Raw genomic sequence first — 24,334 nt, 5'->3', positions numbered from 1 at the left:
CCACGTGCGTCCCACCCCCCGAACCGCCTCCACCTCCTCCTCGACCCCGGTGACCAGCCGCCTCCGCGGACTCGTCGCCGGCACCGCGGTCGCCGCCCTGGCCCTCGGCCTGGCGCCCGGCGCCACCGCCCAGGTCGCGAGCAGCGAGGCTGCCGACACCCCCGAGCGCGCCCAGGTCGCCGTCCGGCTCAAGGTCGCCACCGAGCCGGTCGTCCGGGTCGCCGTCCCGCGGCGCACCTGGCCCAGCCGCCTGGTGCAGGCCCAGGGCGTCCCCGTCGACGGCAACGACCTCGTCGAGGTCGTGCGCGACGGCCGCGAGGTCCGCGGGAGCGCCAAGCGCGTCCGCCACGGTGACACCGTGCGCCTGGTCGACGTGGAGAAGCGGCGTACGACGAAGCGCACCCGCGTCCGCCCCGGTGTCGTCGAGGTCCCGACGACCAAGCTCGCCCCCGGTCGCCGCAAGGTGGTCCGGGACGGCCGCGCCGGCGTCCAGCGGGTCGAGGTCGTGCGCACCCTCCACAACGGCGAGCCGGAGCGCTACCGCGTCGCGTCGCGCACGTGGGTCCGCAAGCCGCAGCCGCGCCGCGTGCTCGTCGGCCGCCAGCCCTTCTCGGTCGACGGCGCCGACGGCCTCAACTGGGGCGCACTCGCCGGCTGTGAGTCCGGCGGCAACCCGCGCGCGGTGAACCCGGCCGGCTACTACGGCCTCTACCAGTTCAACGTCGCGACCTGGCGCAGCGTCGGCGGCTCCGGCATGCCCCACCACGCGTCGCCCGGTGAGCAGACCTACCGCGCCAAGCTGCTCTACAAGTCCCGCGGGCGGTCCCCGTGGCCGCACTGCGGCCGCCTGCTCTGACAGGGCACACTGGGGCACGACCCGCGAAAGGACCCGCCATGCCGCGTCTCACCGACGACCTCGACGCCCTGTACGCGCACTACGTCGACGCCATCAACACCGCCATCTCCTCCGACGACCCCGTGCTGGCCGCCGAGCTCGCCGGCGACTACGACCGCGACGCCCTGCTGCTCATGGCCGAGCACGAGGGCCGGCCCGACCTGCTGCCGCTGTTCGGCCTGGACAGCGACGGCGGGACCCTGACCGTCCACCGCGACACCCGGCTGCGGAGGCTGGTGGCGAAGGTCGCCGCGCTGGGGTCCTGACCGGCCCCGGCTCAGAGGGCGGCGACGACCTCCGTGCCCTGCTTGATCGCCCGCTTGGCGTCGAGCTCGGCCGAGACGTCGGCGCCGCCGATGAGGTGGGCCTCGCGGTCGAGGCCGTCGTAGAGCCCGCGCACCGAGTCCTGGCCCGCGCACACCACGACCGTGTCCACCTCGATGACCCGGGCGACGCCGTCCACGGTCACGTGGAGGCCCGCGTCGTCGATGCGGTCGTAGGTCGCCCCGCTGACCTGGGTGACCTGCGACTGCTTGAGGACGGCGCGGTGCGCCCAGCCGGACGTCCTGCCCAGGCCGATGCCGATCGGGGTGGTCTTGCGCTGCACCAGCGTCACCTCGCGAGCCGGGGTGCGGGGCTTGCGCTCGGTCAGTCCGCCCTCGTGCAGGGTCGGGTCGCCGACGCCCCAGTGGGCCATCCAGTCGTCGAGGTCCTCCTCGGTGTGGGCGAGGAAGACGCTGACGTCGACGCCGATGCCGCCGGCCCCGATCACCGCGACCCGGCGGCCCGGGACGACCGCGCCGCTCAGCACGTCGGCGTACGACGCCACGCTGGGGTGGTCGATGCCGGGGATGGCTGGCATCCGGGGCTGGACGCCGGTGGCCACGACCACCTCGTCGAAGCCGGCCAGGTCCTCGGACGTGGCCTCCGCGCCGAGGCGTACGTCGACCCCGAGGACCTCGAGCCGGCGGGTGAAGTAGCGCAGCGTGTCGGCGAAGTCCTCCTTGCCGGGCACGGCCATCGCCAGCCGGAACTGGCCGCCGAGCTCGGACGACCGCTCGAAGAGGGTCACGGCGAAGCCGCGCTCGGCGGCGCTGGTCGCCGCGGCGAGGCCGGCGGGGCCCGCCCCGACGACGGCCACCGTACGCCTGCGCAGCGTCGGCACCAGGACCAGCTCGGTCTCGTGGCAGGCACGCGGGTTGACCAGGCAGGACGCCCGGTCGTTGGAGAACACGTGGTCGAGGCAGGCCTGGTTGCAGGCGATGCAGGTGTTGATCTCGTCCGCGCGCTCGTCCATCGCCTTGGCCACGAACGCCGGGTCGGCGAGCAGCGGTCGCGCCATGGAGACGAGGTCGGCGTCCCCGGTGGCGAGGATGTCCTCGGCCAGCTCGGGGGTGTTGATCCGGTTGGAGGCACAGACCGGGACGTCGACGAGCTGCTTCAGCCGCGCGGTGTGCGAGCGCCAGGCGCCGCGGGGGACCTGCGTGATGATCGTCGGCACGCGGGCCTCGTGCCAGCCGATGCCGGTGTTGAGCACGGTGACGCCGGCCGCCTGCAGGTGCAGGGCGAGCTCGGCGGTCTCCTCCCAGGTCTGGCCGCCCTCGACCAGGTCGAGCAGCGAGATCCGGTAGACGATCGGGAAGTCGTCGCCCACCAGCTCGCGCGAGCGACGGACGACCTCGACGGCGAAGTGCATGCGCCGGGCCGCGGAGCCGCCCCACTGGTCGTCGCGGTCGTTGGTGCGCGCGGCGAGGAACTGGTTGATGAGGTAGCCCTCGGAGCCCATGATCTCGACCGCGTCGTAGCCGGCCTTGCGGGCCAGCGCGACGCTCCTCGCGAAGGCGGTCGCGGTGTGGTCGACCTCCTTGCTCGACATGGCGCTCGGCTTGAACGGCGTGATCGGCGACTTCTTGTCCGAGGCGCTCTGCGAGAGCGGGTGGTAGCCGTAGCGGCCGGCGTGCAGGACCTGCAGCGCGATGGCACCGCCCGCGTCGTGCACCGCGCCGGTGATCCGCTCGTGCCGCATCGCGTGGAGGCGGTTGGTCATCTCCGAGGCGAACGGCTTGAGCCAGCCGCGCTTGGTGGGGGCGTACCCGCCCGTGATGATGAGCCCGACGCCGCCGCGCGCCCGCTCGACGAAGAAGGCGCTGAGCTTGTCGATGTCCCACGGGTGGTCCTCGAGGCCGGTGTGCATCGAGCCCATCACGACGCGGTTGCGCAGCACGAGCGCGTCGGGTCCCGTGCCGAGGGTCAGCGGCTCGAGGAGGTGGGGGTAGCGGGGGTGCGTCATGCGGATGCCTCACGGGTCGGGGAGGTGTGGTGGGCCTGCAGGTACTCGGTGATCCAGTCGATCCAGAACCGCTCCAGCCGGATGCCGCCGCGCAGCACCAGCAACTGGTCGAGCGCCGGCTCGTCGAGCGTGGTCGGGTCGGGGAACTGGTCGCGCTCCATCTGCTCGTAGTGCGCGAGCCGGGCGGCGTGGTCCGCGCGTGTCTCGACCAGGTGGCGGGTCAGCGTCGCGCGGTCGCCGTACGACGCCCCGCGGAGCTTGACGGCCAGCTCGCTGCGGAAGGTCTCCATCGGCATCGGGGTCGCCAGCCACTCGGCGAGGGCGCGCCGGCCCTCGGCCGACGGCGTGTGCACGCGCTTGTCGGGGCGGCCATCCTGCTCGACCACCTCCACCGTCACCCAGCCGTCGGACTCCATCCGCGCCAGCACGCGGTAGACCTGCTGGTGGGTGGCGTGCCAGAAGAACCCCAGCGACCGCTCGAACCGCCGGGTCAGCTCCAGCCCGCTCGCGGGGCGCTCGCTGAGCGCGACGAGGAGGGCGTGCTCGAGGGCCATGGGAGGAGTGTGGCCGACCTATGCAACGAGTTGCAAGCCCGTGGTGGTGGTCGCGGTTGTCGTGGTGGTGGTTGTGGTCGTCGCCGCCGGGGCGGGGTAGTCCAGTGAGCTTCTGTCCCGGAACTCGTCTCCGCGCAGCAGGAACCCACTGGACTACCACGACAGGCAGCAGGAACCCACTGGACTACCCCGACAGGCAACGGGAACTCACTGGACTACCCCCACGACACTCACGCCGGTGCAAGGTGCAATCGCCCTCAATCCGGATCGACCACCCGCCGGGGGTGTCGATGAGGATGCCGTGCTCGGTGTCGACCGACGCGACGACGTCGCCGTCGGGGATGGGAAGCACCGGCCCGGTGATGTGCGGGATGAGCGGCTGGAGCGCGCGGAGCGCGGCCGGCCGGACGTCGTCTCCGAACACAGTGAACCGGATGAGCTCGAGGTCGCCCTCGACGTCGTGCAGCACCGCAGCCACGCCCACGGCGTCATCGGTGCGTTGGAGCCGGGCCATCACGGACTGGAGTCTTGCCTGCAGCGCGTCGAGATCGGCCTCACCGTCCGCGAAGGCGCGTACAACGTCTCAGGTCTCGCGGAGGAGGGCCCGGTTGTCATCAACGCGTGGGTGCCGGGCCGCCGTCGGACGTGTCCACCTCGGCGAGCTCGCGTGCGTCGGCGTAGAGCCGCTCCTTCTCCTCGGGCGAGAGGGAGGCGAGGTGGTCCTCGTACTGGCGGACCCCGCCGCGCACCAGCGCCATGAAGTCGGCGTCGTGCTCGAGGTCGCCGAGATCCCGCTGGCCGGCCAGCACGTCACGCACCAGGCGCCCCGTGGCCGTGCCACGGTTCTCGTCCGCGATGGCCGTGAGGTTGCGGCGCAGCAGCGACGCCGCCTCGGGGCTGCCGGTGTGAGCGACGAACGGATCGTCAGGAGTGACGCTCACGTCACTCGAAGCCAGGCGGCACGTGGGCGAGCCGCTCCTCGGTGGTCAGCCCGTCGTGCGGTTCGTCGGGGTCGGACCACGGCGCACCCTTGGCCAGCCACGCGGCACGGTAGGCCTTCGACGACTCCACGTCTCCGTCCTCGTATCCCGCCTCGACCTCGCAGCACGGGCAGATCCAGAACGTCGGTTCCTGCCCGGAAGCGCCCCACGGGGGCTCGCCCCAGTCGTAGCCGCAGACCCGGCAGTTGTTCGCGCTACCCATGGAGGAAATAGTCCCAGACGTCCGAGAACTTCTTCGGCAGCTTTGCAGGGTCAGGCTTGAACATCGTCTTCATGACGCCGTCCTTGGTCATGATGCCGAGCGTCCCCGACTTCGGGTCGTAGCGCAGGATGTCGCCGCCTGGCTCGCGGACCCGTGTGTAGGTGCCCGCAGGAGGGTCGGTCATGAACTTCTTCGCCGCATCGACGTACTCCTTGGCGTTGTTGACGCCGGGGAACTCGTCCTTGTGCTTCTGGAAGTGCTTGTAGGCGTTCTTGGGGTTGGACTTCCACTTGCCCGGCGACCACAGCTGCTTGTCGATCTTCTTCGCGGCACGCCGCACGGCCCGGATGTTCTGGAACTTCTTCAGCGCGGTGCGGATCCCGCGGATCTTCGGCAGCGTGCGGGCCATCACGGCCACGACCCGGAATGCCTTCAACGCGGCGAGGACACTGATGATCTTTCGCGCGCACGAGATGGCCCGCGCCGTCGCGACACCGGCGCCCACGGCTGCGGCGCCGCCGAACGTCACGACGCTGAGCACGCCGCTCACGACAGCGGTCGCGCCGATCTCGATGGCGAGGTCGCGGACGAGGTCCTTGATCGTCTGGCGCGTCTGGTCGACCTGCTCGGCATAGTCGTCGCAGGCGGTCGCGAGCTCGCGGCACTGGTCGGCCAGGTCGCCGGCCTGGGTGCTGACGTCGCGCAGCGCCGCCTTGGCGTAGGGGACCTCGGGGGAGCGCTGTGCGCCCAGCTGCGTCGAGGCAACGGTGGCGTAGGACGGCGCCCGGTCGATGACGCCGGCGGCGTCGCGCCAGGCCGACGCCGCCTCGCGCAGCTTTCCGGTGTCGGCGCTGGGCCAGGCGTAGCCCTGGAGGTGGTCGACGATGAGGTTCCAGAACTCCGGCATGTCGGCGTTGTCCCCGCCGAGCGAGCTGGGCGGGGTGTACGTCGACACGGTCTCGGGCTGCGGCTCCGGGGGCTCGTCGCCGGCGGGGGCGTTGCGGGCGTAGACCGAGCTCCGGTTGGCGTCGCGGTGGTTGGCGCCGCTGGCGCTGCTGAGCACGGCGAGGTTGCCGTAGGCGGTGGTCAGCTCGGCGAACGCGGCGACAGTGTCGGCGGCCGCGGAGTCGTAGGTGCGGACGAAGTCCTCCGACGTGGTGTCGTCGCCGGCCATCGCGGAGTAGCCGCCGAGCTTGCCGGTGAGCGAGGTGTAGCCGCTCGCCAGGACGGTGTTGCCGCCCACGAGCGCGTCGGCCGCGGAGTCGTAGCCGCCCGAGTCGACGTCGATCCTCATCCGAGCTCCTCCCACATCGAGCGGTTGGTGTCGGCGGCCTCGGCGTAGTTGCGGCTCGCCTGCGCCGCTGCGACCCGCAGGTCCGCGAGAGCCTGCCGCATGGTCAGCAGCCCCTGCTCCCACTCCTGCTGGGCCTCGCGCTGCGCGACGGCCGCGAGCCCTTCCCAGGTCTCGTGCAGCTTGGCGATCTGCCGCTCGATGTCGTTGGTCAACGTCTCCAGCGCCTGCTCGGTGCGAGCGATGTCGGCCACCACGGCGTCGAGCTCGTCGGGGTCGACGGCGAAGGCATCGGTCATCGCTCAGCCCAGCCGATCGACGATGCGGGCCGCAACCTGGTTCATGGCCTGCTCGGAGGCGTCGTCCTGCTGGATGAAGTCCTTCTGGGTGGCGTCGAGCAGCTCGCCCATCACGACGAGGCCCTCGAGCACGTCGGTCGCGCCGGACTTCCACTCCGCCCACGCCTCGACGAAGGAGTCCGCAGCGATCCCGGTCCAACCGCTGCCGAGGTAGCCCGACACGCGGTCGTCGATCCGGTCGCGGTCACGGTGCAGCCGCGCCGCAGCGTCCTGGACGTCGCGGATGGCTTCCGAGAACGCCGCGTGCGTCAGGTTGACCTGGTCCATGGATGCGTTCTTCCCCCCCACCGCCCCGTGAAACCCCGGTCCTCCGACGACAGTCCCGGTGTCATGATCAGCCGCATGACGTACGAGCTGGGTCAGGGCACCGGTCCGCTACGGGGCGTGCGGGTGGTCGAGATCGCCGGGATCGGCCCCGGCCCGCACGCGTGCATGCTCCTGGCCGACCTCGGCGCCGACGTGGTCCGCGTCGACCGCCCCGGCGGCGGCATGTTCGCGATGGGGGACAAGGACCTCCTCAACCGCGGCAGGCCCAGCGTCGCGCTGGACCTCAAGCGCCCCGAGGCGGTCGCGGCCGTCCTCGACCTGGTCGAGCACGCCGACGTGCTGGTCGAGGGCCTGCGCCCCGGCGCGATCGAGCGCATCGGCCTCGGGCCCGCCGAGTGCCACGCGCGCAACCCACGACTGGTCTACGGCCGGATGACCGGCTGGGGCCAGGACGGGCCGTGGAGCCGGGCCGCCGGCCATGACCTCAACTACGTCGCCGTCACCGGCGCCCTCCACGGGCTGGGCCAGGACCGGGACCGCCCGCACTTCCCCGGCAACCTGCTCGGCGACTTCGGCGGCGGGTCGACCTACCTCGTCGTCGGCGTCCTCGCCGCGCTGCTCGAGGCGCGCACCAGCGGCCGCGGCCAGGTCGTCGACGCGGCGATCGTCGACGGCACCGCGCACCTCAACGCCATCGCCTCCACCTTCGCCGCGATCGGCCTCGACACCGGCCGGCGGCGCTCGGGGCTGCTCGACGGCGGCACGCCCTGGTACGACGTCTACGAGACCGCCGACGGCCGGCACGTCAGCGTCGGCGCGCTTGAGCCGCAGTTCTGGGCGGACCTGGTCGCCCGCATCGGCGTGGAGCTGCCGGACCGCGACGACCCGGCCAACCACGCCACGATCCGCGGCGCCCTGACCCGGCGCTTCCGGGAGCGGACGCAGGCCGAGTGGGCCGAGGTCTTCGACGGCACGGACGCGTGCGTCGCACCCGTCGTACCTCTCGCCGAGGCGCCCGACCACCCGCACCTCGCCGCGCGCGGCACCTTCGTCGCCCCGGGAGGCGTCACCCAGCCGGCCCCCGCGCCGCGCTTCTCCCGCACCCCCGCGAGCCTCGGCGCACCCCCGCCGCGACCGGGCGAGCACACCCGCGAGGCGCTCGCCGCGTGGGGGGTCCGCGACGTCGACGCGCTGATCGCCGGCGGCGCCGCCGTCCAGGCGTGAGGGGCACGGACTCGCCCTGAAGCCCTTCCTCTTCCTCGGCACCCGCGCCGAGGACGACGTCGCCCAGCAGGAGTACGACGCCGTGCTGGCCGGGTGCGGCCTGCGCGCCGACGAGCTCGTGCGGGTCCGGCTCGAGCAGGGGCCGCTCGGGGAGGTCGACCTCGACGACTGGTCCGGCATCGTCCTCGGCGGCGGGCCGTTCAACGTGTCCGACCCCGACGACCTCAAGACGCCGGCGCAGCGGCAGGCCGAGGCCGACCTGCGCGACCTCGCCGAGCGGGTGGTCGCGGCGGACTTCCCCTTCCTCGGCGCCTGCTACGGGATCGGGGTGCTCGGCGGGCTGCGCGGCGGTCTCGTCGACCGGAGGTGGGGCGAGCCGATCGGGGCGCTGCCGGTGCGGCTGACCGAGGCCGGCCGGCAGGACGACCTCTTCGGCGGGCTGCCCGCGGAGTTCACCGCCTACCTCGGCCACAAGGAGGCGGTCGCGCGCCTGCCGGAGGGGGCGGTGCTCCTGGCCGGCACCGCCACGTGTCCCGTGCACGCCTTCCGGATCGGCCGCAACGTCTACGCGACCCAGTTCCACCCCGAGCTCGACGCCGTCGCCATCTGCGACCGGATCGACGCCTACAGCGCCCACGGCTACTACGAGCCGCACGAGCAGGAGCTCCTCAAGTCCGCGGCGCGGGAGGCGCTGGTGACCGAGCCGGTGCGGCTGCTGGCCCGCTTCGTCGAGCTCCACGCCAGCGTGTAACTCCCAGTTACGATTCGCGGGTCCGATCGCCTACGCTCGGAGGTGTGAGCACCGCTGAGCACGTGGACGTGCTGGTCATCGGGGCGGGCCTGTCGGGCATCGGCGCCGCGGCCCACCTCGCCAAAGACCTGCCGGGGACGTCGTACGCCGTGCTGGAGCGCCGCGAGACCAGCGGCGGCACCTGGGACCTGTTCCGCTACCCCGGCGTGCGGTCGGACTCCGACATGCACACGCTCGGCTACCGGTTCCGCCCGTGGCGCGGCGACACCGCGCTCGCCGACGGGGCGTCCATCCTCGACTACGTCCGCGACACCGCCCGCGAGTTCGGCGTCGACCGCCACATCCGCTACGGGCACCGCGTCACGCGCGCCGCGTGGGACTCGGGCACGGCCCGCTGGACCGTCACCGTGGAGGTCGACGGCATCACCCGCACGCTCACGGCCGACTTCCTCTGGGCGTGCAGCGGCTACTACGACTACGACCAGGGCTACTCGCCGCGCTTCGAGGGACAGGAGCGCTTCCGCGGCCGGCTGGTGCACCCCCAGCACTGGCCCGACGACCTCGACCACACCGGCAAGCGGGTCGTGGTGATCGGCTCCGGAGCGACGGCCGTCACCCTCGTCCCGGCGCTCGCCGCGAGCGGCGCCGCCCACGTCACCATGCTGCAGCGCTCACCGACCTACGTCCTCTCCGTCCCCGCCAGGGACGCCGTGAAGCGGCGCCTCACCTCGCTGGTCGGTGAGCGGGCGTCCTACTCCGTCACGCGCTGGAAGAACATCGTGGTGCAGTCGGCGCTCTACCGGCTCAGCCGGCAGCGCCCCGACCTCGTGCGGAGCGTGGTTCGCAAGGCCAACGTCGCCCTGCTCCCGCCGGGCTACGCCGTCGACACCCACTTCCGCCCGACGTACGACCCCTGGGACCAGCGCATGTGCCTGGTGCCGGACGGCGACCTGTTCACCGCGATCTCCGAGGGCACCGCATCGGTGGTGACCGACCGCATCGAGGCGTTCACCGAGACCGGGATCCGGCTGGTCTCGGGCGAGCACCTCGAGGCCGACGTCGTGGTCACCGCCACCGGGCTTAACCTGCAGGTCTTCGGCGGCGCCGAGCTCAGCGTGGACGGCGAGACCGTCAAGCCGCACGAGACCATGGCCTACCGCGCCATGATGCTCTCGGGCGTGCCCAACTTCGCCTTCACCATCGGCTACACCAACGCGTCGTGGACGCTCAAGGCCGACCTCGTCGCCGAGTACGTCGTCCGGGTGCTGCGGCGGATGCGGACCACCGGCACGCGCTCGGTGGTGCCGGTGCGCGACGAGTCGGTCGGTGAGGTGCCGCTCATGGACTTCGACGCCGGCTACGTCCAGCGGGTGGTGCACACGCTGCCCCGCCAGGGCACGGTCGCGCCGTGGACGCTCAAGCAGAGCTACGTCCGCGACGCCGTCGCCCTGCGCAGCGCGCGGCTCGACGACGGCGTGCTGCGCTGGTCCTGACCGGTCTTGCGGGCGGTCGCCACGACCCTCGGGGCGCCGTGGATGCACGCGCAACGAGGACTAGAATGCGCACGATCATGGAAGCGCTCTCACGATTGGGTCACGACTTGCCAGCGCCCCGTTGACACTGCCGTGTGACGCACGCCATAGTGGCGCTCGGACGAAAGTGGAAGCGCTCTCACACACCCGCTCCCGTCCACCTTCCCGGCCGGGCACCTCGCCCCGGCGATCCGCAGGACGGCAGGAGTGCAGTGGTGCAGACATCCAGGAACCGGCGAGCTCGGCTCGCCACCAGCGCGCTGTTGGCGCTGACCCTCGCGTCGACGTTGGCTGCGTGCGGCGGCAGCGACGACGACGCGACCACGTCGGACGGCAAGACCAAGATCACCGTCGCGACGTTCAACGAGTTCGGCTACGAGGGCCTCATCGAGGAGTACAACGAGATGCAGGACGAGGTCGTCCTGGAGCAGGTGAAGGTCGGCACCTGGGACGACGCCAAGGCCAACCTCTACACCAAGCTCGCCGCCGGATCGGGACTCTCCGACATCGAGGCCATCGAGGGCGACGCGATCGCCGCCGTGCTGGCCGAGAGCGACGCCTTCGCCGACCTCACCGACCCGGAGTTGGAGGGCCGCTGGCTCGACTTCGTCGCCGAGAAGGGCACCAACTCCGAGGGCCAGATGATCGGCTACGGCACCGACGTCGGCCCCGAGGGCGTGTGCTACCGCGCCGACCTCTTCGAGAAGGCCGGCCTGCCCACCGACCGCGAGGAGGTGGCCAAGCTGATGGGCACCTGGGAGGACTACTTCGCCCTGGGCGAGGAGTTCGTCGAGAAGGTGCCCGACACCGCGTGGTACGACTCCTCCGGGGCCCTCGGCCAGGCGATGCTCAACCAGGTCGAGAACCCGTTCGAGGCCGACGACAACACCATCCAGACCGACAACCCCGACCTCAAGAAGGTCTGGGACGACGTCACGGGCCACTCCGACACCCTGTCGACGCAGCTCGCGCAGTGGGGCGACGACTGGACCGCCTCGTTCCAGAACGACGGCTTCGCCACGACCTTCTGCCCCGGCTGGATGCTCGGCATCATCGAGGGCAACGCCGAGGGCGTCGAGGGCTGGGACATCGCCGACGTCTTCCCCGGCGGCGGCGGCAACTGGGGCGGGTCCTACCTGACCGTCCCGGCGCAGGGCGACAACATCGAGAAGGCCAAGGAGATCGCCGCCTGGCTCTCCGCGCCGGAGCAGCAGGCCAAGGCGTTCGCCGCCAAGGGCCCCTTCCCGAGCCAGGTCGAGGCCCAGGACGCGCCTGAGATCACCGACGCGGTCAACCCGTACTTCAACGACGCCGAGATCGGCAAGATCTACGCCAACCGGGCGGAGGCCATCACCGTCCAGCCCTACAAGGGTCCGAAGTACTCCGACATCCTGACGGCGTTCCAGGCGGCGGTCCTCCGCGTCGACGAGGGCGCCCAGGAGCCCGACGAGTCGTGGGAGCAGTTCCAGGCCGACGTGGCAGCGCTGGGCTGAGTCCCTTGTCCCAGCAGACACTCGACCCCACCGGGTCCCGGGGCGGGGAGGCCACCACCTCCCCGCCCCGGGCGGGTCGGCCCGGCGGGACGGAGCCGGTCGTCCGGCGCTCGTGGCGCGAGCGCCGCGCGGCGTGGGACGTGCGCTCCGCGCCCTACCTCTACATCTCCCCGTTCTTCATCGTGTTCGCGATCGTGGGGGCGTTCCCGCTGGCCTACACCGCCTACGTGTCCGTCCACGACTGGAGCCTGCTGGGTGGCCAGGGCGACTTCGTCGGACTCCAGAACTACCGCGACGTCTGGGCCAACCCCTACTTCTCCAAGCAGGTCGTCAACACCCTGAGCATCTTCGTGCTCTCGTCCGTACCGCAGGTCATCATCGCGGTGGTCCTCGCCGGCCTGCTCGACAACCAGCTGCGCGGTCGGACCTGGTGGCGGATGAGCATCCTGCTCCCGTTCGTGGTCTCCCCGGTCGCGGTGGCGATCATCTTCGGCAGCGTCTTCGGTGACCGCTACGGCCTGCTCAACGAGCTGCTCGGCACCGTGGGGATCGGCCCCATCTCCTGGCACACCGACCGGTTCGCCAGCCACGTGGCCATCGCCACGATGGTCAACTGGCGCTGGACCGGCTTCAACGCCCTGATCTTCCTCGCCGCGATGCAGGCGGTGCCGCGCGACCTCTACGAGTCGGCCTCGCTCGACGGCGCCAGCCGCGTGCGGCAGTTCCTCTCCATCACGCTGCCGATGATCCGCCCCACGATGATCTTCGTCATCATCACCTCCACGATCGGCGGCCTGCAGATCTTCGCCGAGCCGCGGCTCTTCGACGAGACGACCGCGCGCAACGGCGGCAGCGACCGCCAGTTCGGCACGATCACGATGCTGGTCTACGACTTCGGCTGGCAGCTGCGCGACCTCGGCCGCGCCTCGGCGACCGCCTGGATGCTCTTCGTGCTCATCCTCCTGATCGCCCTGGTCAACCTCGTCCTCATCAAGCGCATCGGGAGCCTGGGGGCGGACAAGTGACCAGACGTCCCGGCTTCCTCGTCTACGGCCTGCTCGCGGCCTTCGTCATCGGCTCCGCGGCCCCGTTCTACTGGTCCTTCCTGCTCGGCTCCCACACCGCGCAGGTGGCCGCCCAGGGCGTGCCCCCGCTGCTGCCCGGCGGCCACTTCCTCGACAACGCGAGCCGGGTCATCGACACCGTCCCGTTCTGGAAGGCCGTCGGCAACAGCGTGCTGGTCGCCTCGGTCTGCGCCACCTCGACCGTCATCTTCGGCACCCTGGCCGGCTACGCCTTCGCCAAGCTGCGGTTCCGCGGCCGGTCCCTGCTGCTGGCCGGGGTGGTGGCCACCATGGCCGTCCCCACCCAGCTCGGCGTCGTACCCCTCTTCATCCTGATGTCCGAGCTCGGCTGGACCGGCACCACGTGGTCAATCATCGTGCCCACGCTCGTGACGGCGTTCGGGGTGTTCTTCATGCGCCAGTACCTCGTCGACGCCGTGCCCGACGAGCTCATCGAGGCCGCGCGGATGGACGGGTGCTCACAGATCCGGGTCGTGTGGCACGTCGTGGGCCCGGCGGCCCGGCCGGCCGCGGCCATCCTGTGGCTCTTCACGTTCATGGCCACCTGGACCGACTTCTTCTGGCCCTTCATCGCCCTGCCGGCGGACAACCCCACCGTCCAGGTCGCGCTCAACCAGCTGCAGAGCGGCTTCTTCAAGGACTACAGCCTGGTCCTCACCGGAGCCACGTTGGCCACCGTGCCGCTGCTGATCCTGTTCGTCCTCACCGGCCGCCAGCTGGTCGCCGGCATCATGCAAGGAGCAGTCAAGGGATGACCGTCCAGAGCAAGCCCCTCGACGACGCGGTGAGCACCGGGGAGGTCCGCTTCCCGGCGGACTTCACCTGGGGCATGGCCACCGCGTCCTACCAGATCGAGGGGGCCGTCGCCGAGGACGGACGCACGCCCTCCATCTGGGACACCTTCTCCCGCGTCCCCGGCGCCGTGATGGGAGGGGACACCGGCGACGTCGCGTGCGAGCACTACCACCGCATGCCCTCCGACGTGGCCCTGCTCGCCGACCTCGGCGCCACGTCCTACCGGTTCTCCGTGAGCTGGCCGCGCGTGCGACCGGACGCGGGACCGGTCAACCCGGCCGGACTGGCCTTCTACGACCGGCTCGTCGACGAGCTCCTGCGCCACGGCATCGCCCCCTGGCTGACGCTCTACCACTGGGACCTGCCGCAGGCACTCGAGGACGCGGGCGGGTGGACCAACCGCGACACCGCCCACCGCTTCGTCGACTACGCGCTGGCCGTGCACGACGTGCTCGGCGACCGCGTGCCAACGTGGACGACGCTCAACGAGCCGTTCTGCTCCTCGCTGCTGGGCTACACCGCGGGCCACCACGCCCCGGGCCGGCAGGAGGGGGCGGCCGGGCTGGTCGCGGCGCACCACCTGCTGCTGGGCCACGGCCTGGTCACCACCGAGCTGCGCAGCCGCGGCGCCGACCGCCTCGGCCTCAGCCTCAACCTCACCGTGCCGGACCCGAGCGACCCCGACGACCCGGTGGACGTCGACGCGGCCCGCCGCATCGACGCGCTGCACAACCGGCTGTTCCTCGACCCGGTCTTCCGCGGCTCCTACCCCGCCGACCTGCTCGAGGACACCTCCCACCTGACGTGGCAGCGCAAGCCCTGGTACGACGTCGTGCGCGACGGCGACCTGGCCATCACCTCCGCGCCGATCGACGTGCTGGGCGTGAACTACTACCACGGCAACGAGGTCTCGGGGCACCTGCGCACCGACGTCGTCGGCGTCGGCGCGGACGGACCCGACCGGGTCGCGGTGTCGCCGTTCGTCGGCTCCGAGCACGTGACCTTCCCGAGCCGGGGGCTTCCGGTCACCGACATGGGCTGGGAGATCCAGCCCGAGGGCCTCCACCGCCTGCTGCGCCGCCTCCACGACGACTACCCGCGCCTGCCGATCTACCTCACCGAGACCGGCGCCGCCTTCGCGGACGTCCCCGACGAGCACGGCGCGGTCCACGACCCCGACCGGATCGCGTTCCTCGACTCCTACCTCCGCGCGGTGCACCTGGCCGTGGACGAGGGCGTCGACGTCCGCGGCTTCTTCCAGTGGTCGTTCTGCGACAACTTCGAGTGGGCCTTCGGCTACGCCAAGCGGTTCGGCCTGGTCCACGTCGACTACGACACGCAGCTGCGCACCCCCAAGTCGAGCGCCCACTGGTACGCCGAGCTCTCGCGGACCGGCATGCTGCCCGCGACCGAGTCGCTGGGCGGCTAGCGTGGCGCGGGTGACCACGCCGCGCACCTCGTCGGGCCAGGGTTCGCCCACGCTCGACGAGGTGGCGCGCGTCGCCGGCGTCTCGCGCGCCACGGCCTCGCGGGCGATCAACGGAGGCGAGCGGGTCAGTGCCCGGGCGCAGTCCGCGGTCGACACGGCGGTGCGCACGCTCGGCTACGTCCCCAACCCGGCGGCCCGCAGCCTGGTCACCCGGCGCACGGACTCGATCGCGGTGATGGTGCCCGAGCCCGACGACCGCGTCTTCAGCGACCCGTTCTTCGCCGGCACCCTGCGCGGGGTCACCCGGGTGCTCGGCGAGCGCGACATCCAGCTGGTGCTGCTGCTCGCCCGTCCGGGCGCCTCGACGGCCAGGACGCTTCGCTACCTCACCAACCGCCACGTCGACGGCGCGCTCGTCGTCTCCCACCACCGCGAGGACCGGCTCGCCGAGCACCTCGCCGATATCGGCCTGCCCTGCGTCTTCGGCGGGAGGCCGTGGACGGGCGGCGACCAGGTGGCCTACGTCGACGTCGACAACACCGCCGGCGAGCGCGAGGCGACCGAGGTGCTGATCGGCCGCGGGTGCACGCGGATCGGCACCATCGCGGGTCCCTCCGACATGACCGCCGCCGCCGACCGCCTCGCCGGGTGGCGCCAGGCCATGACGGCCGCCGGCCTGCCGGTCGACGCCGTCGCCCACGGCGACTTCACCGAGGAGAGCGGCGTGTTCGCCGCCCGGGAGCTGATGGAGCGCTTCCCCGACCTCGACGGCCTCGTGGTCGCCTCCGACCTGATGGCCGCGGGCGCGCTGCGGGTGCTGGCCGAGCTGGGCCGCCGGGTGCCGGACGACATCGCGGTCGTCGGCTACGACGACCTCGGGGTCGCCGAGCGCACGTCCCCGTCGCTGACGACGGTGCGGCAACCGGTCGTCGAGATGGCCGAGCGCGCGACGCGGCTGCTGCTCGAGCGGGTCGACCACGTCGGCACCAGCCACCCGATGCGGCTGATCATCCCGCCGACCCTCGTGCGCCGCGCCAGCGCCTGAGCTTCAGGCGAGGGACGCCACGAGCTCCTCGACACGCCGCCGCACCTCGTCGCGGATCGGTCGGACGGCCTCGATGCCCTGTCCGGCCGGGTCGTCGAGAGCCCAGTCCTCGTAGCGCGTGCCGGGGTAGAAGGGGCAGGCGTCGCCGCACCCCATCGTGACCACCACGTCGGAGGTCTGCACCGCCTCGGGGGTGAGCACCTTGGGCTGCTGGCCGGCGATGTCGATGCCGACCTCGGCCATCGCCTCGACCGCCACGGGGTTGATCGACGCGGCCGGGGCCGAGCCCGCCGAGAGGACCTCCACCCGGTCCCCGGCGAGGTGGCGCAACCAGCCGGCGGCCATCTGGGAGCGGCCGGCGTTGTGGACGCAGACGAACAGGACGGTGGGCGTGGTCATCGGGCGCTCTCCTGGACGGACGGGACGGGGTCGGTGTCGGGGTGGGGGAAGCGGTCGCGCAGGGCAAGGCTGACGTAGACGAGGGCGACGAGCACGGGAACCTCGATGAGCGGACCCACGACGCCCGCGAGGGCCTGACCCGACGTGACCCCGAAGGTCGCGATGGCGACGGCGATGGCCAGCTCGAAGTTGTTGCCGGCGGCGGTGAAGGCCAGCGTGGTGGTACGGGCGTACGACATGCCGAGGAGGCGGCCGAGCACGAAGCCGCCTCCCCACATGAGCGCGAAGTAGACCAGCAGCGGGAGCGCGATGCGTGCCACGTCGAGCGGCCGGTCGGTCACCTGCTCGCCCTGGAGCGCGAACAGCACGACGATCGTGAAGAGCAGGCCGATGAGCGCCCACGGCCCGACCCGCGGCAGGAACGCCGACTCGTACCACTCCCGGCCCCGGACCCGCTCACCGTAGGTCCGTGACAGCCAGCCCAGCAGCAGTGGCACCCCCAGGAAGACCAGCACGGACGCGGCGATCTCCCACGCCGAGATGTCGAGCGCCGCACCGTCGAGACCCAGCAGGCGCGGGAGGGCCTCGAGGTAGAACCAGCCGAGACCGGCGAAGGCGACGACCTGAAACACCGAGTTCAGGGCCACGAGCACCGCCGCGGCCTCCCGGTCGCCGCAGGCGAGGTCGTTCCAGATGATGACCATGGCGATGCAGCGCGCGAGGCCGACGATGATGAGCCCCGTGCGGTAGGCGGGGAGGTCCGGCAGCATCGTCCAGGCCAGCGCGAACATCAGCGCCGGGCCGACGAGCCAGTTGAGCGCGAGCGACGCCACGAGCAGGCGCCTGTCAGCGGTGACGGTGTCGAGGCGGTCGTAGCGGACCTTGGCGAGCACCGGGTACATCATCACCAGCAGTCCTACGGCGATGGGCAGCGAGACCCCGCCGACCTCGACCGCCGAGAGTGCGTCGTCGATTCCGGGCACCGTGCGGCCGAGGAGCAGCCCGCCCGCCATGGCCAGACCGATCCACAGTGGCAGGAAGCGGTCGAGGGTCGAGAGCCGGTCGACGACCTCGCCATCGGCGCTCACGCGCTCCCGCCGATGAGGGCGGCCACGTCGGCGAGCACCTCGCGGCGTACGGCGTAGTAGACCCACACGCCCCGCTTGGTGCGGTCGAGCAGGCCGGCGTCGTGCAGCACCTTGAGGTGGTGGCTGATGGTCGGCTGGGAGAGGTCGAAGGCGTCGTTGAGGTCGCAGACGCAGGCCTCGCCGCCCTCGCTGGCCGCGACGATCGACACGAGCCGCAGCCGGACGGGGTCGGCCAGCGCCTTGAGGAGCGGGGCGACGCGCTCGGCCTGGACGGTGGAGAGGGGCTCGCGCAGCAGGGGGGAGCAGCACGCCGCGGTCTCGACGGGGGTCAGGGTGAGCGCAGACTTCGACACCCGTCGATATTGACAGACGTCGATGCGTAGTGCAACCTCGGGACATCGACATCCATCTATATGAACCCACGTGAACGGAGCGCCACCATGTCCCGCCTGCAGCTCGCCCTCAACGTCGACGACCTCGAGACGTCGATCGCCTTCTACTCCACCCTCTTCGGCACGGCGCCGCACAAGGTCCGTCCCGGCTACGCGAACTTCGCGGTCGCCGAGCCGCCCCTCAAGCTCGTCCTCATCGAGAACGCCGGGCACGGCGGCAGCGTGAACCACCTCGGCGTGGAGGTGTCGGACGTCGACACGGTCGACGCGGAGCTCACCCGCCTGGCCGCAGCCGGCCTCGCCACGACCGAGGAGCGCGACACCACGTGCTGCTACGCCAAGCAGGACAAGTTCTGGGTGCAGGGCACGCCCGACGGCGAGCGCTGGGAGGTCTACACGATCACCGACGACCTCACCGAGGTGGTGGTCGAGGAGTCCCGCGAGCAGCTGGTCGGGGACGCCGCGCCCTGCTGCGCCTGAGGAGTCGACCTGCGTCCGAGGCGGGACTCACACCGCGAACGATTCACGGGAACACCACCCGTCACGCTAGCGTTGGGTCCACAGACGCCCGGCCGGTCTTGCCCCGGGCGCAGGTCGCCGCTTGACAGCGGCTCCTTCCCTCACTTCTGAGGCACGTACGCCGCACACGTCCAGCGCAGCGGCTCACGGTGGCGAGACGCCAACCGAAAGCAACTCACATGACCTTCGCCGCCCTCGGCGTCCCGTCCTCGCTCGCCCAGATCCTGGAGCAGCAGGGCATCACCACTCCCACCCCGATCCAGGCCGCGACGCTGCCCGACAGCCTCGCCGGCCGCGACGTCCTCGGCCGTGGCCGCACCGGCTCCGGCAAGACGTACGCCTTCCTCCTCCCCCTGGTGTCTCGCCTCGACAAGAGCAAGCTGCCGGCGATGCCGCGCAAGCCGCGCGCGCTGATCCTCGCCCCGACCCGCGAGCTCGTGGGCCAGATCCACGCCTCGCTCGCCCCGCTGGCCAAGGCCGCCGGCCTCTCGACCGTCGTGATCTACGGCGGCGTCGGCCAGGGCCCGCAGACCACCGCGCTCAAGAAGGGCGTCGACGTCGTCATCGCCTGCCCCGGCCGCCTCGAGGACCTCATGGGCCAGGGCTACGCCGACCTCTCGGCGATCGAGGTCACCATCCTCGACGAGGCCGACCACATGGCCGACCTCGGCTTCCTGCCCGGCGTGCGGCGCATCATGGACAAGACCCCTCGCAACGGCCAGCGGATGCTGTTCTCGGCCACGCTCGACAAGGCGATCGACGTCCTCGTCAAGCGCTTCCTCACCGACCCGGCCACGCACGAGGCCGACTCGGCGCAGTCGCCCGTCGGCACCATGCACCACCACGTGCTGCACCTGAGCCGCGAGCAGCGCGTGCCGGTGCTGGTCGACCTGACGAGCGCCCCCGGTCGCACCGTCGTCTTCACCCGCACCAAGTACGGCGCCAAGGCCCTCGCCCGCCAGCTCAACAAGTCGGGCGTGCCCAGCGTCGAGCTGCACGGCAACCTGTCGCAGAACGCGCGCACCCGCAACATGGAGGCGTTCCACGCCGGCACCGCCACGACGCTGGTCGCCACCGACATCGCGGCCCGGGGCATCCACGTCGACGACGTCGCGCTGGTCGTGCACGCCGACCCGCCGGTCGAGCACAAGGCCTACCTGCACCGCTCGGGTCGTACGGCGCGCGCCGGCGCCGAGGGCACCGTCATCACCCTCATGACCGACGAGCAGCAGCGCGACGTGCGCGACCTGACCCGTCTGGCCGGGATCAAGCCGACCACCACCAAGGTCAACGGCCCCGGCCACCCGGTGCTCGAGCAGCTCGCGCCCGGCGAGCGGACGCTGGTGCCCGGCGGCCTGGTCGTCGACGTCCCGGTCTCCACCGGGGGCGGTCGCTCCACCGGTGGCAACGCGCAGCGCAAGCGCGCCCGCCGCACCGGCCAGACCAACGGCCAGTCGCGCCGCGGCAACCCGACCACCTACACCAGCGAGAGCGGCAGCGCCCCCGCCGGTGGCGGCCAGCGTCGTCGCTCCGGCGGCGGCCAGGGCTCGGCCGGCGCCCAGGGCGGTCAGGCCTCCGGCGGCGGCCAGGGCGGTGGCGGCAACCGCCGTCGTCGCGGCGGCCAGGGTGGGCAGTCCGGCGCCTCGGCCCCGCGCTCCGGCGCCCACAGCGCGTCGTCGTTCAGCCGCGGTCGCTGACCCGCACCGGCTGACGCACCAGCTCAGCGGTTCGCCCGTGAGTTCCCGAGGGACTCACGGGCGAACCCCATTTCAGCGCCGCTCACATCCCTGCCCGAAGAGATGGGCCGCGGCCACGCCGGGCGGTGCTTGGATCGACGCATGCGGTCACTGGGGGTGGAGGAGGAGCTGGTCCTCGTCGACGCGCGCTCGGGAGAGCCGCGCAACGTCGCCTCGGAGGTGATCCGGGCTGCAGAGGCCAGGGAGCGGCAGGACCCGGCACCCAGCGACGACCACGGTGGCTCGATCGGGCACGAGCTCCACAAGACCCAGGTCGAGACCGACACCCCGCCCGTCCGCAGCCTGGCAGCGCTCGAGGACGCCCTGCGCGCGTGGCGCGAGCGTGCCCGCGCCGGCGCGCTCGAGGTCGGCGCCCGGGTCCTCGCGTCCGGGACCTCGCCGCTCGCTGGCGACACCCGCGTCATGCGCAGTCCGCGCTACGACGTGATGGCGCAGCGCTACGGCCTCACCATCGCCGAGCAGCTCGTGTGCGGGTGCCACGTCCACGTCGAGGTCTCGGGTGCCGACGAGGGGGTGGGGGTCCTCGACCGGATCCGCACGTGGCTGCCGCTGCTGCTCGCGATCAGCGCCAACTCCCCCTGGTCGCAGTCGCTCGACACCGCCTACGAGAGCTACCGGTCGCAGATGATGATGCGCTGGGCGAGCTCCGGGCCCACGCCGCTGCTCGGCTCGGCCGACGCCTACCGCCGCTACGTCGAGGCGATGCTGGCCACCGACGTCCTGGTGGACGAGGCGATGGTCTACACCGACGCGCGGCTGTCCGCACGGCACCCGACCGTGGAGATCCGCACGGCCGACGTCTGCCTCGACGTCCGCGACACCGTCGTGGTCGCCGCCCTCGCCCGTGCGCTGGTCGAGACCGCCGCACGCCACTGGTCCGAGGGAGTGGCGGCTCCGGACGTACCGGCGCCGCTGATCCGCCTCGCGGGGTGGAAGGCCGGTCGCTACGGGCTGACCGGCGAGCTCGTGCACCCTCCCACGGGCACCTCGCGGCCCGCCGCCGACGTCGTGGCCGACCTCCTCGAGCACGTCGGGGACGCGCTGCGCGACGCCGGCGACCACGACCTCGTGTCGGCGGGGCTGGCGCGGCTCCTCGCCGACGGCACGGGTGCCCGCCGGCAGCGCGAGCTGCTGGAGGCGGCGCAGGACGACGAGTCCCGTGCGCAGGCGGTGGTGGCGCTGGCCCGCATCACGGCCGGGGAGTGAGGCCCGCCGGCTGTCGGGAATGGCCGCATCGCGGCCATGGTTCACTCTTCAACCAACCTTGAGGAGTCCGATGTCCGGCTCGACCGCCCCCTTCGACCACAGCGTGCTCGGCACGAGGGAGCACCCCTCGCTCGGGCTCGACACCTTCGGCGACGCCCCGCTCGACGGTGCGCCGGGCAACCACGCCGAGACGCTCCGCGAGGTCGTGGCCGAGGCGGTGCTCGCCGACCGGGTGGGCATCGACTACGTCGGCCTCGGTGAGCACCACCGCCCCGACTACGCCATCACCGCACCCGACGTGGTGCTGGCCGCGATCGCCGGCCGCACCGAGCGGATCCGCCTCGGCACGGGCGTCACGGTGCTCTCCTCCGACGACCCGATCCGCGTCTACGAGCGGTTCGCGACGCTGGACGCCGTCTCCGGTGGGCGCGCCGAGGTGCAGCTGGGCCGCGGCTCGTTCATCGAGTCGTTCGGCCTGTTCGGCCTCGACCTCGCGGACTACGACCGGCTGTTCTCCGAGAAGCTCGACCTCTTCGCCGCGCTCCAGTCCGAGCAGCCGGTGTCGTGGGAGGGCAGCTTCCGCCCGCCGCTGGTCGACCAGCGGGTCTACCCCACCACGGCGGCCGGTCGGGTGCCCGCGTGGATCGGGGTCGGTGGCACGCCGGAGTCCGTGGTGCGCGCGGCGCGCTACGGCATGCCGTTGATGCTCGCCGTCATCGGCGGCTCGCCCGCGGCGTTCGTCCCGCTGGCCGACCTCTACCGCGACGCGCTCGGCCAGCTGGGTCTCCCGGAGCTGCCCATCGGCATGCACTCCCCGGGCCACGTCGCCGCCACCGACGACGAGGCCCGCGCCCAGCTCTACCCGCACCAGGCCGAGGTCGTGACCCGCATCGGCCGCGAGCGCGGCTGGGGTCCCTACAGCCGGATCGCCTTCGAGCAGGCCGCCAGCCCGCAGGGCGCCCTCTTCGTCGGCTCGCCGGAGACGGTGGCCCAGAAGATCGCCTGGGCGGTCCGCACCCTGGGCCTGTCCCGCTTCCAGCTCAAGTACTCCGTCGGCTCCCTGCCGCACGAGCAGCGGCTCGAGTCGATCCGCCTCTACGGCGAGGAAGTCATCCCTCGCGTCCGCGAGCTCTTGACCGTTTCCTAGGGTGGGTGGCATGCGCACCTTCATCCAGCGGTCCCTGTGGGACGTGGTCCCGCGCGACCAGCGCGACAGCGCCGAGGCGTTCCGCCGCCGGCAGCTGGTCGCGGCCGTCGTCGTCCTGGTCGGGGCGGCGGTGCTGGGGTACTCGCTGCGCCTCGAGCCGGGCGGCAACACCTTCTACGTCGCCGCCATCGTGCTGGCGGGGGTGTGGGCCGCGGGCGCCTTCCTCTCCGGCCGCCTCCACCTCGGCCGGATCGCCGGCGAGGGCGAGGTCTTCATCCGCCCGATCCTCGCGCCGATCCTGCTCGGGCTGCTCATGGTCGGCATCTTCGTCCTCGGCTCGCTGGTGGTGCGCGAGATCGACCCGCTCGCGCGCTACGTCAGCTCCGTGCTCGAGTACGCCGACGAGGGCTCGCTGACGGTGCTGGCGATCATCACGTTCTTCAACGGCATCGCCGAGGAGCTGTTCTTCCGCGGCGCGATGTACGCCGCCATCCCGCGGCACCCCGTGCTGTGGACCACCCTCGCCTACGTCGTCGCGACCCTCGCGACCGGCAACGTCATGCTCGCCTTCGCGGCCATCCTGCTGGGAGCGGTGTGCGGCCTGGAGCGGCGGGCTAGCGGCGGCATCCTGGCGCCGATCCTGACCCACATCACGTGGTCGCTGTCGATGCTGTTCCTGCTACCGCTTCTCTTCTGAGGCCTGCCGCTCGGCCAGCGCCCGGCGTACGGACTCGCGGTAGGACAGCGGCTCGCCGGGCACGACGTCGCGGATCGAGGTGTCGGTGACGACGACCTCGTGCGTCATCGAGTCGATGAGGTTGCGCCCGGTGGTGGCGTCGACGTCGGTGACCAGCGCCAGCCAGCGCGACGACAGGCGCGGCGTCAGCACGGGCACGGTGATGATCGGGATCGTGCGGCCGTTCATGGCCTGCGCGGCGACCTTCATCATGTCGAGGTAGGTGAGCTGCTCGGTGCCGCCGATCTCGAAGACCCGGTCCATCGCCTGCTCGTTGCCGACCACGCCGACGATGTAGCGGACCACGTCGTCGAGCGCGATGGGCTGCGTGCGGGTGCCGACCCACCTGGGCACGACCATCGCCGGCAGGTTCTTGACCAGCTGGCGGGTGATCTCCCACGAGATGCCGCCGTGGCCCACCACGATGGCGGCGCGCAGCACCGTGACCGGTACGCCGTCCGCGCCGAGCAGGCCCTCCACCTCGCGTCGCGAGCGCAGGTGCGCGGACAGGTCGTCGTCGTCGTCGCCGAGCCCGCCCATGTAGATGATCTGGCTGACGCCCGCGGCCGCCGCGGCCGCGCTGAAGTTGCGGGCGGCCTGGGCGTCCTTGCGCTCGAAGTCGGGGTCGTCGAGGGAGTGGACGAGGTAGATCGCGACGTCGGCGCCCTCGAGGGCCCGGTCCAGCGACGCGCGGTCGGACACGTCGGCCCCGACCGCCGTGCCGGGACCGTCGTAGGAGTCGGGACGCCGGGTCATCGCGCGGACGTCGTGGCCCTCCTCGACGAGGGCCGGGACCAGGCGGCGTCCGATGAAGCCGGTGGCGCCGGTGACGAGAACGGTGGTCATGGGACCACCCTCTCAGCCGGACCCTCGCGCG

At 72.1% G+C, this 24,334-nt stretch carries 27 protein-coding genes; 15 read left to right on the top strand and 12 right to left on the bottom strand.

Annotated elements, in window-relative coordinates:
- The first annotated feature begins 4 nt into the window (after positions 1–4).
- Together SHK17_RS20330 and SHK17_RS20325 are read left to right on the top strand one after the other, a co-directional pair.
- Positions 5–856, top strand: coding sequence for a resuscitation-promoting factor (locus SHK17_RS20330; RefSeq protein WP_322920540.1), 852 nt, complete (start codon positions 5–7; stop codon positions 854–856).
- 38 nt (positions 857–894) lie between these two features.
- Positions 895–1,161 carry a hypothetical protein gene (locus SHK17_RS20325; protein WP_172267876.1) on the top strand — a complete coding sequence of 89 codons (267 nt, stop codon included), beginning with the start codon at positions 895–897 and terminating at the stop codon, positions 1,159–1,161.
- Between the two features lie 11 nt (positions 1,162–1,172).
- Here the strand turns inward: SHK17_RS20325 and SHK17_RS20320 are convergent, their stop codons facing one another.
- The 8 genes from SHK17_RS20320 to SHK17_RS20285 form a co-directional block, all read right to left on the bottom strand.
- Entirely contained in the window at positions 1,173–3,185 is a 2,013-nt protein-coding gene (locus tag SHK17_RS20320; protein ID WP_322920539.1) for an NADPH-dependent 2,4-dienoyl-CoA reductase, read from the bottom strand.
- Positions 3,182–3,739, bottom strand: a complete 558-nt coding sequence (locus SHK17_RS20315) for a PadR family transcriptional regulator (protein WP_322920538.1) — start codon at positions 3,737–3,739, stop codon at positions 3,182–3,184. The genes SHK17_RS20320 and SHK17_RS20315 overlap by 4 nt, the downstream gene beginning before the upstream one ends.
- A gap of 184 nt (positions 3,740–3,923) precedes the next feature.
- Positions 3,924–4,256 (bottom strand): hypothetical protein, encoded by a 333-nt coding sequence (locus SHK17_RS20310; protein WP_322920537.1) that lies wholly within the window; start codon positions 4,254–4,256, stop codon positions 3,924–3,926.
- Positions 4,257–4,353: 97 nt separating this feature from the next.
- Entirely contained in the window at positions 4,354–4,680 is a 327-nt protein-coding gene (locus tag SHK17_RS20305; RefSeq protein WP_172267867.1) for a hypothetical protein, read from the bottom strand.
- Between the two features lies 1 nt (position 4,681).
- Positions 4,682–4,942 carry a hypothetical protein gene (locus SHK17_RS20300; RefSeq protein WP_322920536.1) on the bottom strand — a complete coding sequence of 87 codons (261 nt, stop codon included), beginning with the start codon at positions 4,940–4,942 and terminating at the stop codon, positions 4,682–4,684.
- Positions 4,935–6,236, bottom strand: coding sequence for a WXG100-like domain-containing protein (locus SHK17_RS20295; RefSeq protein ID WP_322920535.1), 1,302 nt, complete (start codon positions 6,234–6,236; stop codon positions 4,935–4,937). The genes SHK17_RS20300 and SHK17_RS20295 overlap by 8 nt, the downstream gene beginning before the upstream one ends.
- The gene (locus tag SHK17_RS20290) at positions 6,233–6,532 is read right to left on the bottom strand and encodes a WXG100 family type VII secretion target (protein ID WP_322920534.1); all 300 of its coding nucleotides are present in this window, start codon (positions 6,530–6,532) and stop codon (positions 6,233–6,235) included. Before SHK17_RS20290 ends, SHK17_RS20295 begins: the two co-directional genes overlap by 4 nt.
- A 3-nt stretch (positions 6,533–6,535) precedes the next feature.
- The gene (locus tag SHK17_RS20285) at positions 6,536–6,859 is read right to left on the bottom strand and encodes a WXG100 family type VII secretion target (RefSeq protein ID WP_322920533.1); all 324 of its coding nucleotides are present in this window, start codon (positions 6,857–6,859) and stop codon (positions 6,536–6,538) included.
- Between the two features lie 75 nt (positions 6,860–6,934).
- Between SHK17_RS20285 and SHK17_RS20280 the strand changes: the two genes are divergently transcribed.
- The 8 genes from SHK17_RS20280 to SHK17_RS20245 all read left to right on the top strand — a co-directional run bounded on the left by SHK17_RS20280 (position 6,935) and on the right by SHK17_RS20245 (position 16,213).
- Positions 6,935–8,083 carry a CaiB/BaiF CoA transferase family protein gene (locus tag SHK17_RS20280; RefSeq protein ID WP_322920532.1) on the top strand — a complete coding sequence of 383 codons (1,149 nt, stop codon included), beginning with the start codon at positions 6,935–6,937 and terminating at the stop codon, positions 8,081–8,083.
- 16 nt (positions 8,084–8,099) lie between these two features.
- On the top strand, positions 8,100–8,834 hold the full coding sequence (locus tag SHK17_RS20275; protein WP_172267852.1) for a glutamine amidotransferase: 735 nt from the start codon (positions 8,100–8,102) through the stop codon (positions 8,832–8,834).
- 44 nt (positions 8,835–8,878) lie between these two features.
- Entirely contained in the window at positions 8,879–10,327 is a 1,449-nt protein-coding gene (locus SHK17_RS20270; protein WP_322920531.1) for a flavin-containing monooxygenase, read from the top strand.
- A gap of 254 nt (positions 10,328–10,581) precedes the next feature.
- Entirely contained in the window at positions 10,582–11,859 is a 1,278-nt protein-coding gene (locus SHK17_RS20265) for an ABC transporter substrate-binding protein (protein WP_322423537.1), read from the top strand.
- Between the two features lie 5 nt (positions 11,860–11,864).
- Positions 11,865–12,884: a carbohydrate ABC transporter permease gene (locus tag SHK17_RS20260; RefSeq protein ID WP_253943028.1), complete on the top strand. Its 1,020-nt coding sequence runs from the start codon at positions 11,865–11,867 to the stop codon at positions 12,882–12,884.
- Complete coding sequence (locus tag SHK17_RS20255) at positions 12,881–13,699, top strand: carbohydrate ABC transporter permease (RefSeq protein ID WP_322423536.1); 819 nt, start codon at positions 12,881–12,883, stop codon at positions 13,697–13,699. The genes SHK17_RS20260 and SHK17_RS20255 overlap by 4 nt, the downstream gene beginning before the upstream one ends.
- Complete coding sequence (locus SHK17_RS20250; protein ID WP_322920530.1) at positions 13,696–15,168, top strand: GH1 family beta-glucosidase; 1,473 nt, start codon at positions 13,696–13,698, stop codon at positions 15,166–15,168. Before SHK17_RS20255 ends, SHK17_RS20250 begins: the two co-directional genes overlap by 4 nt.
- A 10-nt stretch (positions 15,169–15,178) precedes the next feature.
- A complete protein-coding gene (locus SHK17_RS20245; protein WP_172267843.1) occupies positions 15,179–16,213 on the top strand; it encodes a substrate-binding domain-containing protein in 1,035 nt (344 codons plus the stop codon).
- Positions 16,214–16,216: 3 nt separating this feature from the next.
- On the opposite strand, the gene SHK17_RS20240 is transcribed toward SHK17_RS20245, so the two are convergent.
- The 3 genes from SHK17_RS20240 to SHK17_RS20230 are packed head-to-tail and all read right to left on the bottom strand — an operon-like array spanning position 16,217 to position 18,053.
- Positions 16,217–16,612, bottom strand: coding sequence for an arsenate reductase ArsC (locus SHK17_RS20240; protein ID WP_322920529.1), 396 nt, complete (start codon positions 16,610–16,612; stop codon positions 16,217–16,219).
- Positions 16,609–17,700: an ACR3 family arsenite efflux transporter gene (arsB, locus tag SHK17_RS20235; protein WP_322423533.1), complete on the bottom strand. Its 1,092-nt coding sequence runs from the start codon at positions 17,698–17,700 to the stop codon at positions 16,609–16,611. Before arsB ends, SHK17_RS20240 begins: the two co-directional genes overlap by 4 nt.
- On the bottom strand, positions 17,697–18,053 hold the full coding sequence (locus SHK17_RS20230; RefSeq protein ID WP_322423532.1) for an ArsR/SmtB family transcription factor: 357 nt from the start codon (positions 18,051–18,053) through the stop codon (positions 17,697–17,699). The genes arsB and SHK17_RS20230 overlap by 4 nt, the downstream gene beginning before the upstream one ends.
- Before the next feature lie 87 nt (positions 18,054–18,140).
- Here SHK17_RS20230 and SHK17_RS20225 point away from each other — a divergent pair, with 87 nt between their 5' ends.
- The 5 genes from SHK17_RS20225 to SHK17_RS20205 all read left to right on the top strand — a co-directional run bounded on the left by SHK17_RS20225 (position 18,141) and on the right by SHK17_RS20205 (position 23,418).
- Entirely contained in the window at positions 18,141–18,572 is a 432-nt protein-coding gene (locus SHK17_RS20225; protein ID WP_322920528.1) for an ArsI/CadI family heavy metal resistance metalloenzyme, read from the top strand.
- Between the two features lie 218 nt (positions 18,573–18,790).
- Positions 18,791–20,308 (top strand): DEAD/DEAH box helicase, encoded by a 1,518-nt coding sequence (locus SHK17_RS20220; RefSeq protein ID WP_322920527.1) that lies wholly within the window; start codon positions 18,791–18,793, stop codon positions 20,306–20,308.
- Positions 20,309–20,449: 141 nt separating this feature from the next.
- Positions 20,450–21,574, top strand: coding sequence for a carboxylate-amine ligase (locus SHK17_RS20215; protein ID WP_172267831.1), 1,125 nt, complete (start codon positions 20,450–20,452; stop codon positions 21,572–21,574).
- A 70-nt stretch (positions 21,575–21,644) separates the two neighbouring features.
- Positions 21,645–22,721, top strand: coding sequence for an LLM class flavin-dependent oxidoreductase (locus SHK17_RS20210; RefSeq protein WP_322423530.1), 1,077 nt, complete (start codon positions 21,645–21,647; stop codon positions 22,719–22,721).
- A 10-nt stretch (positions 22,722–22,731) separates the two neighbouring features.
- Positions 22,732–23,418 carry a CPBP family intramembrane glutamic endopeptidase gene (locus SHK17_RS20205; RefSeq protein WP_172267825.1) on the top strand — a complete coding sequence of 229 codons (687 nt, stop codon included), beginning with the start codon at positions 22,732–22,734 and terminating at the stop codon, positions 23,416–23,418.
- Here SHK17_RS20205 and SHK17_RS20200 read toward each other — a convergent pair.
- Positions 23,401–24,303 (bottom strand): NAD(P)H-binding protein, encoded by a 903-nt coding sequence (locus SHK17_RS20200; RefSeq protein WP_322423529.1) that lies wholly within the window; start codon positions 24,301–24,303, stop codon positions 23,401–23,403. The genes SHK17_RS20205 and SHK17_RS20200 overlap by 18 nt on opposite strands.
- Positions 24,304–24,334: the final 31 nt, after the last annotated feature.

Origin of the sequence: Nocardioides renjunii, from assembly GCF_034661175.1 — a bacterium.
Taxonomy (GTDB): Bacteria; Actinomycetota; Actinomycetes; order Propionibacteriales; family Nocardioidaceae; genus Nocardioides; species Nocardioides renjunii.
The sequence above is the reverse complement of the archived record's forward strand: the minus strand, read 5'-3'. Positions and strand labels throughout refer to the sequence as shown.

Bases quoted from the DNA above. Each gene is read 5' to 3' on its own strand.
- SHK17_RS20300 (WP_322920536.1), bottom strand. From the start codon at position 4,942: ATGGGTAGCGCGAACAACTGCCGGGTCTGCGGCTACGACTGGGGCGAG.
- SHK17_RS20225 (WP_322920528.1), top strand. From the start codon at position 18,141: ATGTCCCGCCTGCAGCTCGCCCTCAACGTCGACGACCTCGAGACGTCG.
- SHK17_RS20295 (WP_322920535.1), bottom strand. From the start codon at position 6,236: ATGAGGATCGACGTCGACTCGGGCGGCTACGACTCCGCGGCCGACGCG.
- SHK17_RS20320 (WP_322920539.1), bottom strand. From the start codon at position 3,185: ATGACGCACCCCCGCTACCCCCACCTCCTCGAGCCGCTGACCCTCGGC.
- SHK17_RS20215 (WP_172267831.1), top strand. From the start codon at position 20,450: ATGCGGTCACTGGGGGTGGAGGAGGAGCTGGTCCTCGTCGACGCGCGC.
- SHK17_RS20240 (WP_322920529.1), bottom strand. From the start codon at position 16,612: ATGACCACGCCCACCGTCCTGTTCGTCTGCGTCCACAACGCCGGCCGC.
- SHK17_RS20280 (WP_322920532.1), top strand. From the start codon at position 6,935: ATGACGTACGAGCTGGGTCAGGGCACCGGTCCGCTACGGGGCGTGCGG.
- SHK17_RS20285 (WP_322920533.1), bottom strand. From the start codon at position 6,859: ATGGACCAGGTCAACCTGACGCACGCGGCGTTCTCGGAAGCCATCCGC.
- SHK17_RS20205 (WP_172267825.1), top strand. From the start codon at position 22,732: ATGCGCACCTTCATCCAGCGGTCCCTGTGGGACGTGGTCCCGCGCGAC.
- SHK17_RS20290 (WP_322920534.1), bottom strand. From the start codon at position 6,532: ATGACCGATGCCTTCGCCGTCGACCCCGACGAGCTCGACGCCGTGGTG.
- SHK17_RS20325 (WP_172267876.1), top strand. From the start codon at position 895: ATGCCGCGTCTCACCGACGACCTCGACGCCCTGTACGCGCACTACGTC.
- SHK17_RS20200 (WP_322423529.1), bottom strand. From the start codon at position 24,303: ATGACCACCGTTCTCGTCACCGGCGCCACCGGCTTCATCGGACGCCGC.
- SHK17_RS20315 (WP_322920538.1), bottom strand. From the start codon at position 3,739: ATGGCCCTCGAGCACGCCCTCCTCGTCGCGCTCAGCGAGCGCCCCGCG.
- SHK17_RS20210 (WP_322423530.1), top strand. From the start codon at position 21,645: ATGTCCGGCTCGACCGCCCCCTTCGACCACAGCGTGCTCGGCACGAGG.
- SHK17_RS20220 (WP_322920527.1), top strand. From the start codon at position 18,791: ATGACCTTCGCCGCCCTCGGCGTCCCGTCCTCGCTCGCCCAGATCCTG.
- SHK17_RS20250 (WP_322920530.1), top strand. From the start codon at position 13,696: ATGACCGTCCAGAGCAAGCCCCTCGACGACGCGGTGAGCACCGGGGAG.